The organism is Paenibacillus sp. FSL K6-2859 (genome assembly GCF_038008265.1).
Lineage (GTDB): Bacteria > Bacillota > Bacilli > Paenibacillales > Paenibacillaceae > Paenibacillus_AQ > Paenibacillus_AQ nitricinens.
Genome location: NZ_JBBOYU010000001.1, coordinates 1,776,134 through 1,794,836, shown reverse-complemented (window position 1 = coordinate 1,794,836; position 18,703 = coordinate 1,776,134). Strand labels below are relative to the sequence as shown.

14 protein-coding genes are annotated in these 18,703 nt (G+C 44.0%); 1 reads left to right on the top strand and 13 read right to left on the bottom strand.

Translation table 11 applies throughout. The features are described 5' to 3' along the window. Positions 1-4: 4 nt before the first annotated feature. The 12 genes from MHB64_RS07845 to MHB64_RS07790 form a co-directional block, all read right to left on the bottom strand. Positions 5-1,312: an ABC transporter substrate-binding protein gene (locus MHB64_RS07845; protein ID WP_094870571.1), complete on the bottom strand. Its 1,308-nt coding sequence runs from the start codon at positions 1,310-1,312 to the stop codon at positions 5-7. A gap of 22 nt (positions 1,313-1,334) precedes the next feature. Beyond that, positions 1,335-3,215, bottom strand: coding sequence for a cache domain-containing sensor histidine kinase (locus MHB64_RS07840; protein WP_341134109.1), 1,881 nt, complete (start codon positions 3,213-3,215; stop codon positions 1,335-1,337). Positions 3,216-3,377: 162 nt separating this feature from the next. Further along, positions 3,378-5,555 carry a methyl-accepting chemotaxis protein gene (locus MHB64_RS07835; protein WP_341134108.1) on the bottom strand — a complete coding sequence of 726 codons (2,178 nt, stop codon included), beginning with the start codon at positions 5,553-5,555 and terminating at the stop codon, positions 3,378-3,380. Between the two features lie 318 nt (positions 5,556-5,873). Beyond that, entirely contained in the window at positions 5,874-7,205 is a 1,332-nt protein-coding gene (locus tag MHB64_RS07830) for a peptidase U32 family protein (RefSeq protein ID WP_094870568.1), read from the bottom strand. Between the two features lie 97 nt (positions 7,206-7,302). Continuing rightward, a complete protein-coding gene (locus MHB64_RS07825) occupies positions 7,303-8,235 on the bottom strand; it encodes a peptidase U32 family protein (protein ID WP_341134107.1) in 933 nt (310 codons plus the stop codon). A 56-nt stretch (positions 8,236-8,291) separates the two neighbouring features. Then, positions 8,292-9,341: an endolytic transglycosylase MltG gene (mltG, locus tag MHB64_RS07820; RefSeq protein WP_341134106.1), complete on the bottom strand. Its 1,050-nt coding sequence runs from the start codon at positions 9,339-9,341 to the stop codon at positions 8,292-8,294. Between the two features lie 176 nt (positions 9,342-9,517). Then, entirely contained in the window at positions 9,518-9,826 is a 309-nt protein-coding gene (locus MHB64_RS07815; RefSeq protein WP_094870566.1) for a DUF1292 domain-containing protein, read from the bottom strand. Then, entirely contained in the window at positions 9,819-10,127 is a 309-nt protein-coding gene (locus MHB64_RS07810; RefSeq protein WP_038569507.1) for a DUF1292 domain-containing protein, read from the bottom strand. The genes MHB64_RS07815 and MHB64_RS07810 overlap by 8 nt, the downstream gene beginning before the upstream one ends. A 13-nt stretch (positions 10,128-10,140) precedes the next feature. After that, the gene (gene ruvX / locus MHB64_RS07805; RefSeq protein WP_094870613.1) at positions 10,141-10,557 is read right to left on the bottom strand and encodes a Holliday junction resolvase RuvX; all 417 of its coding nucleotides are present in this window, start codon (positions 10,555-10,557) and stop codon (positions 10,141-10,143) included. Further along, entirely contained in the window at positions 10,557-10,832 is a 276-nt protein-coding gene (locus tag MHB64_RS07800; protein ID WP_042125473.1) for an IreB family regulatory phosphoprotein, read from the bottom strand. Before MHB64_RS07800 ends, ruvX begins: the two co-directional genes overlap by 1 nt. A 316-nt stretch (positions 10,833-11,148) precedes the next feature. Next, entirely contained in the window at positions 11,149-13,782 is a 2,634-nt protein-coding gene (alaS, locus tag MHB64_RS07795; protein ID WP_094870565.1) for an alanine--tRNA ligase, read from the bottom strand. Between the two features lie 229 nt (positions 13,783-14,011). Next, positions 14,012-14,182, bottom strand: a complete 171-nt coding sequence (locus tag MHB64_RS07790; protein WP_341134105.1) for a hypothetical protein — start codon at positions 14,180-14,182, stop codon at positions 14,012-14,014. A 462-nt stretch (positions 14,183-14,644) separates the two neighbouring features. On the opposite strand from MHB64_RS07790, the gene MHB64_RS33875 reads away from it, so the two are divergent. Then, on the top strand, positions 14,645-14,965 hold the full coding sequence (locus MHB64_RS33875; RefSeq protein WP_445671605.1) for a CPBP family glutamic-type intramembrane protease: 321 nt from the start codon (positions 14,645-14,647) through the stop codon (positions 14,963-14,965). 203 nt (positions 14,966-15,168) lie between these two features. Here MHB64_RS33875 and MHB64_RS07785 read toward each other — a convergent pair whose 3' ends face one another. After that, positions 15,169-16,554, bottom strand: coding sequence for an MATE family efflux transporter (locus MHB64_RS07785; RefSeq protein ID WP_094876576.1), 1,386 nt, complete (start codon positions 16,552-16,554; stop codon positions 15,169-15,171). Between the last annotated feature and the right edge of the window lie 2,149 nt (positions 16,555-18,703).

Genomic DNA, 18,703 nt, shown 5'->3' with positions numbered 1-18,703 from the left:
AAAGTTAAGGCTGAGAAGTTACCTGTGTACCTGCCCGCGCTTCCGTCCATTTTGCATTTAATTCGTCAAAAGACTTTTGTAAATCAGGCGCAGCAAGTAACTCCTGAATATAATCCCCGGACCAAAAGGATAACTTAGCTCCATTCGCCAGATCGATGAACGCATCACTTTGTACCGTGCCATAAACCAGCTTTGGTTCATAAGATAAAAATTCACGGTACTGCGGCATAAAAGGGTTCAGACTACCATCAGCAGGAAGGAATCCCCAATCATCTGAATACGAAGTCTCTTTTACAAAAAAATTCAACCAAGCCATAGCAAGCTCTTTATTCTTACTGTATTTGCTAACACCCACGAACCAGTCTGGATTGATCGGCGCATAGTGAGTACTACTATTATCATAAGGAAAAGGGAAGAATCCGATATCATCTGGTGAAGCCCCCATATCAAGCACTTGACCAACCGCCCAATTTCCAAGTAAATACATGCCAGCTTGACCTTTAGCGAGTCTAGTCTTAGAGATCTCCCAATTGTTCGAGAAAAGTTCATGCTCTACATAACCTTTAGCAATTAAGGTTCGAGCAATGGAAATGGATTTCCCCCACTCATTATCAAGCTGCCATGGACTATCCTCATTTACCATATTATTTAGATACTCAGGGTTGCCTGTCATATAATTGACCAGACTATTTCCCCATTCACGCAGTGGCCAGACGGCTCCATAATTCATATACAGCGGGATAATTCCAGCCTCTTTTAATTTAGCGCAAGCTTCGTAGAATTGATCCAGTGTCTGTGGAACCGCGGTAATTCCTGCTTTTTCGAAGGATCTTTTATTATAGACAATCCCTACCGTGGTAGTTCCCGTAGATAGCCCATATCGCTTACCATCATAAGTAGCATAAGAAGTGAAGCGCTCACTAGCCGAAGTTTCTTCATCCAACGGTTCAAAAAAATAATCCAGTTCCTTTGATGGAAGATTCACAGGAAGCAAAAGTACATCTCCGGCGTCCTTGGTGGATAGTCTTACCAGAATGTCCGTTGCGTAATTGGATAAACCTTCAAATTCAACATTCGCTTCGGGGTACTTTTGCTTGAATTGATCCGCGTACCCTTGAAAGGTTCCGTTCTCAATCAGATCTATTCGATTGGTCATCATGACTATGGTGCCGGATAAGTCAGACTTCCCCTCATCTCCAACTGGAGGCACTGTTGATTCCGTCTGCTTGGTGTTGTTCTCACAGCCACTTATCGATAACAAAAAGAGAAGCAGCAGTATGGTACGCGTAGTCCAGTGTAATCTCATCCCCATCAACGGACAGCCTCCTCTTATTTCAGTCAGATAATCTAATCATTTCCGGTTCCAGCAACGGCAGCGACAAAATAACATCCGTCCCTTGTCCAAGCTCACTAAATACCTCAATTCCAAAAGCCGCTCCATAATGAAGACGCACTCGCTGCTGTATATTTTTCATACCAATCCCCCCATTGATACTTTTCTTAGGAGGACTTTCTTTCTGCAGCCCATCGTTCAATCTCTCCAAAGTGATCTTATCCATTCCACAGCCATCGTCTTTAATATGAAAGAACAGCATTTGCTCAGTCATCTCACAACGGATACTTAAATGCATTTGTGGTTTATTATCATCCAAGCCATGATAAGCAGCATTCTCTATGATCGGCTGGAAGACCAGCTTGATAATAGAGTAATTATCTAGCTCCTTCGGCACGTCGATTTCGAGTACGAAACGATTAGGGTAACGACAGTTCAGCAGCTCAACATAATTCCGTACATATCCAAGCTCTTGCTTCATTGTCGTTTTGCCGCTCAAATCACTTGTACTATACCGTAGCAGTTTACCTAAAATTGAGATCATATCCGCAGCTTCAATATCATCATTGAGCTCAGCGGTCATTCGGATCGACTCCAGTGTATTATAGATAAAATGAGGATTAATCTGACTCTGCAGAGCATGAAGCTCCGCTTCCTTCTTCTGCTCTTCAATTCGGTAGATATCCTGAATTAACTGCCTGATCCGAGCCAGCATTCGATTAAACTGATGCCCGAGCAGACCAATCTCGTCACGCCGTCTAACCCTAAACATCACCTCTAGATCGCCGCCCTGAACCTTTTTCATCAGTTGAATCATCTGCGATAGTGATTTAGTGAGTGCAAAGGAAAGGATAATAGAGATAATTAACGCCAGTACAATGATACTTAGTGTAGCAACGAGCGTTGTATTACGGGTTACCTTCACATCCCGCATCAGAACATCCACAGGAATAGAGATAATGGCCTTCCAATTGGTCTTGCTAGAGCTTGAGTAAATATTCAGAAATTCTTTTCCGTTGACTGTATCATAGAAACTTCCGGATTTCCCATCGGCCCTTTTGAATAGCTCTGAATCAGATACATCCGTGGCAAGAAGCTTTTTGTCACTGTTGTACACGACCATCCCCATCTCATCAACAATCAGAGATTTGCCATGCGTTACTTTATCCAACTCCGTAACCCGATTCTCCAAATTGCTAATATTCGCTTCAACCGCGATAAGCCCAATCGGATTTAACAAACCATCCACGATTTTGCGAACAACGGTAAAAGCATATCGAGTGCTCTGCAAATTACTCGTAAATGATTGGGTACCAAACAAAAGTGCCTCTCCGCTGGAATTCTTCGTCTGCTGACTCCAATACTTATAGCTTTGATCGAGGTCGAGCCGTACTCCACCATCTTTGGCAGAATAATACCCATTTCCATACGCGTCAAAAATATAAACCGTGTTCGCGCCTCGTTTAATATTGTTAATAAATGAAATGTTGCCTTCTATGCCCCGTTGAATGGACAAAAGTAAATCAAAATCTCCGGGTAACAATGTAGCACTGCCTGATTCGCCACCCATGATCTCTTTCTGCTCATGGTATTGGTTTGAACGAATTAAATTTTGTTTAATATCGTTCACATAGGCTGGCATAGATGAAATACGCTTCATATCTTCGATATAATCATCTACTCCATCCATCATTTGATCGATTAACTTCTCAGAATAAGCAATAGTGTTGCCCTGTATAGATTCTGAATAACTCTTATAAGTAAACACACTAATGAAGGTAAGCGGAAGGGTAATAATTATTAAAAAGACGAGGAGCAGCTTGCGTTCCATACTCATGTCCCCGATAACGGACCACCAGCCAAAGATGCGTTTACCTTTCATACGGTCCTTCTCCTTAACCCTTTTTTACCTAACTTGTTATTATTATTTACCTAACAAAATTATTATACGGGGAAGTCCTTCTTTACACAATAACAAAACCGCTTCCTCATAACGAAGAAGCGGTTTTGTTATGTAAATCATAAAAAAATTAGTTAGATCCAGTTATTTTATCGTGAATAATGACAATTTATCCTTTAACTGTCCTGAAGCACTTTCCAGCTTACCTGACAATGAAACAAGTTGATCACTTACACTTTGCTGTTCATTACTGAGTGAAGCCACTTCTTCGGAAGTCGCTGATGATTGCTCAGCTACAGCACTTACGTTACCCATTGCTTCCGACAATACAACCTGTGAATGATTCAAGCTACTGATCGCTGTTGTCACCGATTCCAGACTAGTAATGAACTCATCCATCTGTCCTTTTACCGATACAAAGATATCGCTCGTGTTCTTCACTGAGCTTATTTGCTCTTTAAAGAGAGGAGCCACTTCAGATAATACAGCTTCCGTTTCGTTCATTTCCGTTATGATCTTGTCGGTGATTCCGGCTACTAGAGCAATAGACTGCTTCGATTGGTCGGCAAGCTGTCTTACCTCACCGGCTACCACCATAAAGCCCTTGCCAGCTTCGCCTGCACGTGCAGCTTCTATCGTCGCATTTAATGACAAAATATTCGTCTGTTGTGTGATACTCTTCATCACATCCAGCACCTTAATCACAGAGAATACTGTTTCTTTCAAATTGTTAACACGTTCTACAAGCGCACCTGTCTTTTCCCCAGTACGGCTAGTCTGTTCCAGTAAATCCGTTAATTGCTTGGCACCTTGAGCGCTGGCTTCTCCAACCCCGCGTGCGGCCTCATCCATCTCACTGTTGGCATTAATCACGGTCTGCATTTGCGTAGCTATCACGTCTGTAAGCTCATTACCACGTTCAGCTTCAAGTGCCAGACTGCCTGCTCCTCCAGCGATTTCTTCCGTAGCGGCTGCTATCTCCTTCGCGGATATAGCCGTCTTACGCGAAGCTTCTCCAAGCTCGCCAGCGGTCTCTAGCACATCTCGAGCAGTTTCTCTAGTTTGCGATACAAGCTCAGTAATACGCTCCATCATCAAGTTAAAGGAGGCTGAAAGTTGTCCAATCTCATCCTTAGACACATATTCTGTACGTACACTCAAATCCCCGCTTGCACCTTGAACCATAAGATTCTTCAATCGTGCCAGAGGCTGAGCGATCATACGAACCATCCAAATCCCGATCAATATTGCAAGCAGTGCCGCACCAGCAGCCGTAATGAACGTCGTCAACAGAATCGGACGGGCTTCCTTCACTAACTCGTCTGTAGGCACTACGCCTGATAGCTTCCAATCCGCCCGTATCATCGGATTAAAGACTGCCAGAATTTCTTTTCCATTTGGATCTTTAGCTTCTAGGCTACTGTTATTTTTCTTACTCTCTTTAATAAAAGAAAACTCCGATGGCTTACCATCGTCTACCGAATTAGAAGAAGCTACAACTGTACCTTCAGGAGATACTAGTTGAATACGGGAGCCATCTCCCAGCTTCACACTTGCAAAAGATTCCTCCAGCAGTGTGTTTTTCAACACAAGCATGATTATGTATCCTTTTTCTGATCCCAAATTTTTAAGGGATCTTACCATAGCAATCTCCTTATCTTCATTTCCTTGAATAGAAGTGGAGAACCAAATATTCTTCGCGCCGCCTTTGTCACCGTCCGAATAATATGAATTATACTCTTTGGTGTCGGCTACAATCTTCTTGTACCATTCTTGTTCACGTAATCCGTCAAGACTAATGCCAGCACTACCACTAGTAACGATATCCTGCTCAGGTGTCTCTGGAATCAAAGAGACACTGATAATATTAGAATCAGTTGTCGTCTGACTGGACAATTTCTTACTTATTGCACTTGTTGCTTCAAATTTCTCGTAAGCTGTTTGTGCAGTAGACAAAGCCTTCAGATCTGTTTGCATTTGCGCATCAAAATAAAGCTGTAATGCCAAGTTCTCATACTGTTTCAAGGTAATATCCAGCTTCTCAGCAGTCTGGATAATAGTCTGACGATAGGCTTCGGATACATTATTCTTTATCGTTGTTTTCGCCTTCGAATAAGATATAAGTCCAAGTGACATAACTACAATTACAGTGGAACATAGGAATATTAGAAATAACTTCACTCCTACGGATTGGATAGGATTAACTCTCTTGATTTGGCTTCCCCAACCCAACATCATTTTCTTAGCCTCTAACTTTGATGTCTTTCCTGTCACTACTTCATTGCCCTGTGCATTTACAGATTTTTTATTGTTCTTCTTCATCTCTCTAACCTTCTCTCTTTATGCTATTCACTAATACTATCTTGATCAGGATCCCCATCATGATCATCTACCCGCTAATATTAGAGGACATATGAAAGCGCTAACTATATTATATATCGGTTTATTAGGCCTTTTTTCTTAGCTTTACTATACTTTTTTTATAACTTTTAACCTATGTATGTTTCGACAAATAAACTCCCTTCGTTCTACCCTCCTTCTTGGATTTATTTGTTAGTTACTAATATATATAACTTATTGTTAGCTTTGTCAAAAGAAAAACAGGGATGCCCTTTTTGCAAAGAACATCCCTGTATCTTATCAAGATTTTTTCTTACGCATCATATCAAAGTATGCTACGGGCTGATCTACCTTCATGCGAACACGCTGCAGAGGATGACGGGCTGCGTCAAGCGGGTTACCTGCTTCATCCCACAATTCCGCTACAGTCTGCTTAAAGAATGTATCATTGGGTCCGAAGAATTCAACTTCCTGACCAGGCTTGAAGTGATTACGTTGTTGAATTAGCGCCATTCCACTCTCAGCATCGTATTCCAGTACAAGTCCGGCAAAATCATAAGGAGCCGCTTTTTCTTCAGGCTCATAGATATGATCTTCATGATCCGGAGTATCGTAGAAGAATCCTGTGTTAAGCGGACGGTTCGCCGCTTTGTTCAGCTCATCCAACCACTCTTGCTTCAACTCGTATCCTTCAGGATCAGCCATGTAAGCATCAATAGCTTTACGATAAGCGTTAACGACAGTGGCTACATAGTGAATCGATTTCATCCGTCCCTCGATCTTAAAGCTATCGATACCTACTTCAATAAGTTCAGGGATACTTTCCAGCATGCACAAATCCTTAGATCCCATAGAGAAAGGATTATCTCCTTGCTGATGCAGTGGAATCTGAGTTACACCTGGAAGCATAGGTGCCGGAGATTGTGCTTCAGCTTGATCTTCTTCAGACACCCAAGTGTCCTCAGGCCGCGCATCCTCGAACAGATCATATTTCCAGCGGCAAGACTGGCAGCAGCCTCCCCGATTGGAGTCACGGTCTGTAAAGTGATTGGATAATACGCATCTTCCTGAGTATGAAGAGCACATCGCTCCATGGATGAAGCTTTCGATTTCAATATCAACATGCTTCTTAATCTCAGCGATTTCTTCCAGGCTTGTCTCACGTCCGAGTACGACACGTGGCAGACCCTCTTCTTTCCAGAAGGATACCGCTTGCCAGTTTAGTGTAGACTGCTGAGTACTCAAATGTACCTCTAATCCAGGTACTAAACGGCGTGCTGTATCTACAATGACCGGATCAGCAACGATAATAGCAGCAATACCAACTTCATATAAGTTACGCAGATATTCTTCAATCCCTGCGACATCTTCATTGTGAGCATAGATGTTCGTTGCAACAAATACCTTAGCGCCGTATTTCTTGGCGAATTCAACACCTTCACGCATTTCCTCAAAGCTGAAATTGTCTGCTCCTGAACGCAAGCCGTATTTCTGCCCTCCGATATAAACAGCATCCGCACCATAGTGTACTGCGAATTTTAATTTTTCCAAATTACCGGCCGGAGCTAGGAGCTCCGGTTTATCCAGACGGTATCGTTTGCCCTTGTATTGCGGCTTTGTCATGGTTCCCATTCCTGTTCTCCCCTCCATCGCCCCACAAAGTGATGTCTATGCATGATTACTGCACCTAGTCTTTGCGGGGATCTAAAAAACTCTCATTAAATTAAACTTAATATACTTGCTCTTTATAGAAAAATCCGAAGCTTAGCTCCCGTTCTGGATCCTGCAGCGTTCTGATAGCTTCCATCCAATCCTCTTGGAAAGAATAAGCTTCTGGATCAGCTGCATAAAGATCAATAGCTTTGCGATAAGTCTTAACAACCGCCACATTATACGCTGTTGATTTCAACAATCCTTCAATCTTAAAACTCTGCACGCCTGCAGCCATAAGAATATGAAGATCCTCCAAAATACAAATATCTTCCGAACTCATAATATGTGTACCGTTCTCGTCTTCATAGATCGGGAACTTTTGGTCATCTCGTTCTGCCTCGATCAAAAATAGACCACGTTCCTTACCAAGACTGCCGCCCTCGCTTGGACGTCCTTGATGTGACATATAGCTTTCTACAAGCTTACGCTTGGAATGGTATATATTGGTCATGCCGTGAACCTGAACCTGTGCCTCTACCTCTAAAAGCGGAACCATTTCCGTCATTTCATCCATATTCAGCTCACGCGCAAGAACTACGCGAGTAGCACCTTTACGCCCCCAATAATTCGCGGTTGCGTAATTGGTAGAGGTCATTTCCGCATTCCAATGCAGATTCATACCCGGCGCTTCCTTCTTCACTGTGGTTAATACCGCAGGATCACCGAACTCAACACCGTCAACACCAAGTTCACCTATAGCTTTCACATAGGCAGGGAGCTCTTCCAGAAGAAGGTTGGACATGAGTCCACCTAGTCCAGCATATACTTTGCAGCCACGCGCATGTGTCATTTCTACAACAGCAGCTGTATCCTCCAAAGAAAAATGTCCGGCAAGACGCATGCCGAAACGGTCATCCCCGATGAGCAATGCATCTGCTCCGGCATCCAGCAAAGCAGCAGCTTCCTCTAAAGATACTGCTGTCGCCAGCAATTCCGGTTTGTTAATCATGTTGTACCTCCTACTTGTACAGTTATTTCAACCGCACCACTCTTCATTTTAATATTTTATTTCGATTCTTGCTTACTTTTTTCGATATTGGCTAAATGTTCCTTGTAGGTCTTAGCAAACAAATGGCCCTGTGTACCATCTTTCTTAGTCACATAGAAGTAATATTCAGATGCCTGAGGTTCAAGTGCTGCCTGAATGGAGGCCAGCCCCGGATTACTAATAGGTCCCGGAGGAAGCCCAATATTTCTATACGTATTATAAGGACTGTCAACTTCCAAATCTTTATATAACAGTCTTTCCTTCTGTTTGTCGAGCAAATATTGAACCGTAGCATCGATCTCAAGCTTCTGCTCTTTCTTTAAGCGGTTATAAATCACGCCAGCAACTAGTGGTCGTTCACTATCTACAACAACCTCACGTTCGACTAACGAGGCCACTGTCAACAGCCCATGAAGTGTCATTCCACGTGCTTCAAGCTTTTGCTTCCAGTTCGGGATCGTATCCAGTTTCTGCTGGAACTGATCCAATAATGCTTCTACAACTTCCTGCGGCGTACTATCCTTGGCCAGTTCATATGTTTCAGGGAACAAATATCCTTCAAGACGATGACGAAGGTTCTTATCCTGTGGGATACCTAGAGCATCAATTCCCTTCAAGCCTGCACCGGTATTCATGATTTCAAGAAAAATAGCAGCATCCTGATTCCAAGCCTCAGCAAGCTTCTTGGCAATCTGCTCAGCAGTATATCCTTCCGGAATCGTGAAAGTCACGGTCTCTTCTTTAACAACATCACCAGCATTTAACCTCTCGATGAGCTCGTCATAGGTGTCTCCTGGACTAGCAACATAAGTACCAGCTTTAAAGCTGGAGCCTTCTTTAGTCCATTTCAAATATCCCTTAAAAAAAAGACTGTTCCGAATAATGCCGTTTTGTTCGAGCAGATCAGCAATTTCCGCGCTGCCCATGCCCTTTTCTATCGTAAATGTTACGGCAGGACCTGCAGGTTCTACCGGCTGCATCCCGTTCCAAATGTACCAAGCGCCTCCACCTCCTGCTGCTACCAGCAAAAGAATAACGATAAGCACCGTACGGATTGCGGATTTCAAGTCAGGTTCCTCACTTTCCGACTATAAAGTATAAAAGTGTACTACTTAAAATTCAATACATATTTCATGATCATGATTGTTGTTTTAATTATATTGATCGTATTCCAAGCAAAAAGAGCGCGGAATTCTCCGCCCTCTTCCGTACTCATCATAAATGTAACGTACATGTTTAAAGTTTATTCTGCATCGTCCACTGGAAACGTCATCTCATCATATAGCTCAGAGATGTCTTCCCACTCTTCATCGTCCACGATGTTCTCTAGTTCCGGAAGTCCGTTAGGAGAGACAACGATACGCAGAATTTCATATTCCACGTCTTTACCAGCGCCTTTCAGCACCGCATAGCCAATACCACCGACTTCAAATTCGGCGATAATATCGTAAATGGAAGACTTGCCCTGCTCATCTTCCAGTTCTACTGTTTCTCCATAGGCTTCCTTAAGCCGCGAGGACCATACCGCTTGATCAGCGGATACATCAGTCATTCTCTGATCCTCCGTCCAACTCGTCAACCAGTGTGTTGAAAGTCTCTTCGACAATCGCCCACTCCTCGTCATTATCGATCATGAACAATTGAAGATCATCGCCTTCTTCCACATAACGGAACGCATAAACCTCATCGGTTTCCTCGTCCTCGGAATCAAGCGGAACCACCATCATGTACTTAGCGTCCGAGCCATCAACCTCAAACTTCATAATGACCTCGAATTCCTCTTCATTACCTTCCTCATCAGGAATATAGATAATTTCCGGTTCTTCCTCTTGGCCAATCTGTTCGTTTGTCATATCCTCGCACCCCTCACCTTTTACTGTTAGCATCCAAAAAATTTTGCAAAATCAGGGCTGCAGCCATTTTGTCCACAATCCCTTTGCGTTTCTTCCGGCTGACGTCCCCTTCAATCAGCACCCGCTCTGCGGATACCGTCGTCAGACGCTCATCCCAAAGGTGTACGGGCATTGCAAATTGCTCCCGTAGCTTGTCAGCGAACTCTATGCAGATTTCGCCCCGGGGTCCTACTGAGCCGTTCATATTCTTCGGTAGACCAACGACAATCTCTCCAATTTCGTGCTCCGTAATAAGTTCACGAATACGTTCGAACTCATTACCAGTACCGCGGCGCTCAATCGTTTCAAGAGCTTGTGCCGTCCATCCAAAAACATCGCTTGTGGCTACACCGATTCTACGGTCGCCGTAATCCAATCCTAACTTCTTCATCATCTGGGATTATCCACCTTGTGATTGACGAGGTAGAATCTAACCAGCTCTTCAATCAGCTCATCACGTTCTTTTCTCCGGACCAAACTTCTCGCATTGTTATGACGCGGAATGTAAGCTGGGTCTCCGGAAAGTAGATACCCTACGATCTGATTGATCGGATGATACTCTTTCTCCACCAGTGCATCGTATACAGCGAGCAATATTTCCTGGGGAGAAGCTTCCTTTTCGTCGCCCTTCACATTGAATTTGACCGTTTTGTCCATGGAGTCCATTTGTGACACCTTCCTTCTGCAAAATCACCCTAAAAGGGCGGCTTCGCAAAGTTGCTACTGTGCAGCTCACTTGCTTCCTTTATCATAACATATTCATAGCCCAACGAGGAAATCCTGCGCGTGGAATCACGCTTTTTTTGGCATTTCCTCTACAAAAATAATGATATTTTTGGCTTTTAAGCTATTGTCAAGCACAACTATTCATGAAAATCTAACCACCTGTTAATAAAGAGTAGCGGTACTGATGTCATACTCTCAGTACCGCTATGTTTTTTCGTAATACGTTTAAATTAAGAAATAGTTTCGTAATTTTTATTTATGCTAGGGAAGCCACTAATTCTTCTGCTTTAGCCAGTGCCTCGCCAAGCTTGGAGGCATCTTTACCACCAGCTTGTGCCATATCTGGACGTCCTCCACCGCCGCCACCGCATACTGCTGCGACTTCTTTAACAATCTTACCAGCGTGGAAGCCCTTCTTCACCAGATCCTGTGGTACAGCAACAACAAAGTTCACCTTGTCGTCCATGGCTGCACCCAGAACAAGCACAGCATCCGGGAGCTTGGATTTCAATTCATCTGCAGTAGAACGCAGAGCGTCCATATTTCCTGCTTGAACAGCAACAGCAAGAAGCTGTGTACCTGCACCAACCGTCTTCACACTGCTTGTTAGTTCAGCGGCAAAGGTTGCGCTAAGCTTAGATTGCAAGGATTCATTCTCACGCGAAAGCTCACGCACTTGGTTATGCAATGCTTCAATCCGTTTTGGAACGTCGTTCAGAGAAGACTTCAGCAGACCCGCAGATTGCTTGAGCAGATCCAGTTGGCTCTCAGTAAACTGGTAAGCGAAACGTCCAGTTACTGCCTCGATACGGCGCACTCCGGAACCAATGCCGCTTTCGCTAAGCAGCTTGAAAATCCCAATTTGAGATGTGTTGGATACATGGCATCCACCACAAAGCTCAAGGCTGTAATCGCCGACTTGAACGACACGGACGATATTGCCATATTTTTCACCAAATAGTGCCATGGCTCCCATAGCCTTAGCTTCATCAATTGGCTTGTTCTCAATGACTACATCAAGACCACGCCAGATTTGTGCATTCACGCGATGCTCGATGTCGCTTAGTTCCTCCGGTGTAATCGCTCCGAAATGGGAGAAGTCAAACCGTAAACGTGCACCTTCCACTAAAGATCCTGCTTGGTTGACATGACCGCCCAGAACCTCTTTGAGCGCTTTATGCAGTAGGTGAGTAGCTGTATGGTTCTTCACGATATCTTCACGCTGTGCACGATCCACTTCAGCGCGAACCGATTCGCCTACTTTCAATTCTCCAGCTTCCACAGTTACCAAATGTACATGTTGACCATGTGGAGCCTTGAACAATCCTTTTACCTTAGCTGTAACTGAACCGCCAGTAAGCAGTCCTGTGTCACTCACTTGTCCACCACTTTCAGCATAGAACGGTGTTGCCTCAAGAATTACTTGGCACTCTACGCCTTCACCAGCGGTATCGACCAATTCATCACCCACAACAATAGCCATGATTTTCGACTCTGTTACCGAGTCATTATATCCAACAAATTCACTTTTAACCGTCAGGTCCGCTAATGCGCCACCTTGGATCTTCATGCTGCCACCGTCATGACGTGCAGCTCTTGCACGATCACGCTGTTCTTGCATAGCGACATCGAAGCCTTCACGGTCTACAGTTAATCCTTGCTCTGCTGCGAAATCTTCCGTCAGGTCAAATGGGAATCCGTAAGTGTCATATAGCTTAAATGCATCGGATCCAGCAATCGTGCTGAGTCCATCTGCTTTTGCTTTAGCACTGATCTCACCTAAGATAGCCAATCCATCAGATAATGTCTCATGGAAACGTTCTTCTTCTGTACGGATAATCTTGGCGATATATTCCCGATTCTCGACAACGGATGGATAATACACACCCATAATCTCACCAACTGTTTCTGTCAGTTCATGCAGGAACGGACGATCCAGACCCAGGGTCTTTCCGTAGCGAACAGCACGGCGCAGCAAACGGCGGATAATATAACCACGACCTTCATTAGAAGGAAGTACTCCATCCCCTACGGCAAAAGTAACGGTACGCACATGATCTGCGATAACTTTTAGCGCGATATCCTGTTCAACATTATCCTTGTAAGTTACACCAGCAAGCTCAGCTGTTTTTTGAATAATCGGTTGGAACAAATCGGTATCGAAGTTGGAATCTACATCTTGAAGAATTGATGCAAAACGCTCCAGTCCAGCACCGGTATCAATGTTCTTGTTCGGAAGCGGCGTATAGCTGCCATCCTTATTATGGTTGAATTGTGAGAACACAAGGTTCCATACTTCGAGCCAACGTTCGTTTTCTCCACCTGGATACATTTCTGGATCACTCATGTCGCTGCCGTAAGCTTCGCCGCGGTCATAAAAGATTTCCGAGCAAGGACCACAAGGACCTTCGCCGATATCCCAGAAGTTCTCATCTCCCAGCTTAATGATGCGTTCTGCTGGCAAGCCTACTTTTTCATTCCACAGCTTGAAAGCTTCCTCATCCTCAGCATACACAGTTACGGAGATACGTTCTGGATCGAAGCCGATCCACTCCTTGCCGGTCAAGAATTCCCAAGCCCATGTGATCGCCTCTTCTTTAAAATAATCGCCGATAGAGAAGTTACCTAACATTTCGAAGAACGTATGGTGACGGCGTGTCTTCCCTACATTCTCGATATCATTGGTACGAATACATTTCTGCGAGTTCGTCAGGCGCGGATTCTCAGGAATCTCACGGCCATCGAAGTATGCTTTCAGCGGCGCCATACCTGCGTTGATCCACAACAGCGAAGGATCGTTATGCGGTACGAGAGATGCACTAGGTTCAATTTTGTGACCTTTACTTTCAAAAAACTTAAGCCATTTGGAACGAATTTCACTTGCTTTCATTGTTTACAGCTCCCGTCTCATTTTTTTAATTCGGCGCATGCGCCAGATTTTACAAATTTTCTAAAAAATAAAAACAAAAAAACGCCCCTGAATAATTCAGGGACGATTAATATCGCGGTACCACCCTGGTTATCGCCTTGACCCAATTTACGGGAAAGTTAAAGGGCGATCGCCTTGTCGCGGCTGATAACGGGTGCCCCCGGTGAGCTTGTGATCTCACACTCCGAAATTAGCTTTCCACCGGCCTGTCTTCAAGGTTCTCCCAGCCATTACGAAACGCTTTCGTAAAGGAACCTGTTCTCTGATCAAGCCATCCTCCGGTGTACTTCATTTTCATCAACGTTTTATCCGATTTGCATTTTAACATTTCAAGTATAGCCAGTGCCCCTTCATCTGTCAATCTGGGGAGGAGTTAAGGATACGTGAGAATATATGATTTTTTAATGGTGAACTCAAGCACTTAAAGAATATAGTAAATCTCAGATATTATTTGGGAAATTATGTATTATAAATAGTGCTCTATAATACTCAATTCTCGGGTAAAACCTAAGGAGGATTACAAATCATGCTGCGCAATAAAGTAACTGAGGAGCTATCGATGGATAAAGTTAAGCCTACATCAATACGCTTTATGGTCAGTCTCATTTTTATTAGCAGCACTTTTCGGTAGTTTATTATTTTGGCTCGCTATAAACATTGTTGATTTAGGTATGACATTACTGACTCACTCAAGTTTAACATTCAATAATGATATCTTTACGAATTCAAACGTCGTTTTTGGTGAATTCCTGGGACAGATTTTCGGAAATGCTATCTCTTATTAAAAAAAGGCGATAACAATACTTCACGAATCGGATAAGCAATGCTTATCTCACAATCTATCTATGTCGCTATACATATCCCAAATCGGATCTATTCAGGATTAGTCAGAAAGGATTTTGTTTATGATTTTATCGCACTATTAATTCTAGGGGTCATATTCTCATTACTCTATGTCCTAACCAAGAATCTATTTTTCGTGATAGGCGTCCATGCCTTAATGAATGTTCAGATTATGTTTTGGGATAGTAGTTTCACTTATACAGCTACTTTAATCTGTGTGTTATTACTGACTTGTCTTTTAATTTGTTACAAAAGGAAGGAATTCCGAGCGCAGAAATCAGAGGGGGCAGTGCCAAGCTGAATAGATGGAGTCGGAGAATTTTCTAGAGTGGTGACTGACCCAGTCCTAATCATAATCAGCTAATGCAAGCAGTCGATAACCAAAACGTAGGGCAGCGATTCTCAAGTAAATATGAGAATCGCTGCCCTGTGCTGTATTTTCACGTTTTTAATAGCTACGTTTCCGGCAACAGGCGTTGGCAGTACGTATCCTTATCAACAATTCTAAATCAGCTTATGCGCAAACCACTTTTTGCCCTTGAAGCGCCACAGAAAAATGCCCCCCCGAACGGCCCACTCGCAGTTCATTGCCAGCCAGACACCCATGACGCCGTAGCCCAGCTGGATCCCAAGGATGTATCCAAAAATCACCCGAAACAGCCACATCGTCAGCATCGAGGTAATTGAGGTGAAGCGGGAATCTCCCGCTGCCCGCAGTGCGGACGGCAAAATAAAGCTGACGGCCCACAGCGGAACTTGGGCAATGGAATTCACCAGCAGCACCACAAACAGATCATCAATGATCTCGGAAGGTGGGGAAAAGATCGATACCAGCGGGTGGAATAGCGGCATCAGAATCAAGGCGATCAACGCCAAAGAGCCGGACCCGATCCAGAGAAAGGACTTGATGAACTTTCTGGCTTCTGAGACATTCCCTCGCCCGATACATTGGCCGACCACCGTTACAATAGTTAGCGACAGCGCGCTGGCTGGAATTTGAAACACCAGAGCCAGCGAGCCGGCAATCGCATTGGTCGCAATGGCATAAGTGCCTAGGCTGACAATAAACACCTGGGTGAGCAGTTTACCCCCGTTGAAGAACATCTGCTCCGCCGCGAACGGCACGCCGATAAACATGATTCTCCGCAGCATGGTCAGAGGGATTCGGAATAGGTCACGAAAACGCACCCGCAGGGCCGTATCCACTTTGAACAGATACACCAGGGCACAAACCATACCTGCATACCGCGCGATATTAATCGCAAGCGTCATCCCCAGCACACCCATGTGCAACAGGTTAATGAAGACCACGTTCAGGATAACATACAGCAGGTTCATGATGAGCGACAGCATCAAAGAAGCCCGAGTCTTGCCCACTCCTCGCAGAGCCCCGCATACCGCCTGAACCACCGCGATGCCCAGATATGAGATGCTGCTGCCGATCAGGTAGATGCGGGCATTGTCCAGCACTTCGGGTGAGGCGGTTCCGAATAAAAGGTTCAATATAGGAGTATGTAAGCCCATCAGCAGCAGACCAATTCCCAAAGCGATCAGCGACACCGAGGCGACCGAAGCCGCCGTAGCCTGGGACACCATCCGGTCATTTCCGCTCCCTTTATACTGCGCGACTACCACTGTCCCCCCGGTTGCAACCGCCACGAACACATTGATCAGAAAAATATTCAGCGAATCCACCATATTCACTGCACTGACCGCCGCCATCCCGGACGAGCTGATCATTGCGGTATTTACCAGATTAAGTCCAATAATGAAGGCCTGGTCAATCAGAATTGGAATAAATAAAGCTATAATTTGCCGATAATCCATCCCCTCCCCAGAAAGATATTTCTCCAGCAATCTTTTCTTCTGAAGACTCGCGCGAAGCTGCATAACATATCACATTCTTTTCTGTAAAATGGAAAAAACTCTTCATCCGAAGAGCTTTTTAACAAATTATACCCATTATACCGTGGGCACTTTACATTCAGTTTACTATAGATACACTTTTAAGTCTTTAATCAGGAGTCAAAAAACAGCAACTGTCCTTCACATATTTGGAGAACATAAACTTCATCATAATTATGTAGCTTCAGACCATAGAATCATTCGTTCAGACTCTCTCCTTCAAGGTTGGAACTTCGATTGAAAAGGCTTCGAACGATGTCGCACCTATTGTCTGATATTTCATCTAAATTATATCTTAATATCACTTAAAGCCGCTGCAATAATACAGCATTTTGTTCAGATATCCTCTTCACTACATCTAAAAACTGCAAATGCGAATGTGTAGGAATATTCTTACTTGTGACTCGAAAGCTTCTTATAAGCAAGAACTTCGTAGTAAGACTCGGAGAGACGGACCGTATTGCACTTATTCCCTAATAACAAGCCCATTCCCGGGTGACTTGGGGCGAATAACGGCGCTGGCTCGCTTACGTTACCGTCGGCACATTGTATTTGGTTTTTCGCATACATTTGGCTCGTTTACGTTACTGTCGGCACATTGTATTCGGTTTTTCACATACATTCGGCTCGTTTACGTTACTTGCGGCACATTGTATTCGGTTTTTCGCATACATTTGGCTCGTTACGTTACCGTCGGCACATTGTATTCGGTTTTCCTACATTTGGCTCGTTTACGTTACCGTCGGCACATTGTATTCGGTTTTTCGCATACATTTGGCTCGTTTACCTTACCATCAGCACATTGTATTCAGTTTTCCGCATACATTTGGCTCGTTTCGTTACCGTCGGCACATTGTATTCGGTTTTTCGCATACATTCGGCTCGTTTACTTTACCGTCGGCACATTGTATTCGGTTTTCCGCATACATTTCCCTCGTTTACGTTACCGTCGGCACATTGTATTCGGTTTTCCGCATACATTTCCCTCGTTTACGTTACCGTCGGCACATTGTATTTAGTTTTTCGCATACATTTAGCTCGCTTACGTTACCATCGTTTTTCACATACATTCGGCTCGTTTACGTTACTAGCGACACATTGTATTTGGTATTTAGTTTTTCGCATACATTTGGCTCGCTTACGTTACCATCGGCACATTGTATTCGGTTTTTCACATACATTCGGCTCGTTTACGTTACTAGCGGCACATTGTATTCGGTTTTTCACATACATTCGGCTCGTTTACGTTACTTGCGGCACATTGTATTCGGTTTTTCGCATACATTTGGCTCGTTACGTTACCGTCGGCACATTGTATTCGGTTTTCCTACATTTGGCTCGTTTACGTTACCGTCGGCACATTGTATTCGGTTTTTCGCATACATTTGGCTCGTTTACCTTACCATCAGCACATTGTATTCAGTTTTCCGCATACATTTGGCTCGTTTCGTTACCGTCGGCACATTGTATTCGGTTTTTCGCATACATTCGGCTCGTTTACTTTACCGTCGGCACATTGTATTCGGTTTTCCGCATACATTTCCCTCGTTTACGTTACCGTCGGCACATTGTATTCGGTTTTCCGCATACATTTCCCTCGTTTACGTTACCGTCGGCACATTGTATTTAGTTTTTCGCATACATTTAGCTCGCTTACGTTACCATCGTTTTTCACATACATTCGGCTCGTTTACGTTACTAGCGACACATTGTATTTGGTATTTAGTTTTTCGCATACATTTGGCTCGCTTACGTTACCATCGGCACATTGTATTCGGTTTTTCACATACATTCGGCTCGTTTACGTTACTAGCGGCACATTGTATTCGGTTTTTCACATACATTCGGCTCGTTTACGTTACTTGCGGCACATTGTATTCGGTTTTTCGCATACATTTGGCTCGTTACGTTACCGTCGGCACATTGTATTCGGTTTTCCTACATTTGGCTCGTTTACGTTACCGTCGGCACATTGTATTCGGTTTTTCGCATACATTTGGCTCGTTTACCTTACCATCAGCACATTGTATTCAGTTTTCCGCATACATTTGGCTCGTTTCGTTACCGTCGGCACATTGTATTCGGTTTTTCGCATACATTCGGCTCGTTTACTTTACCGTCGGCACATTGTATT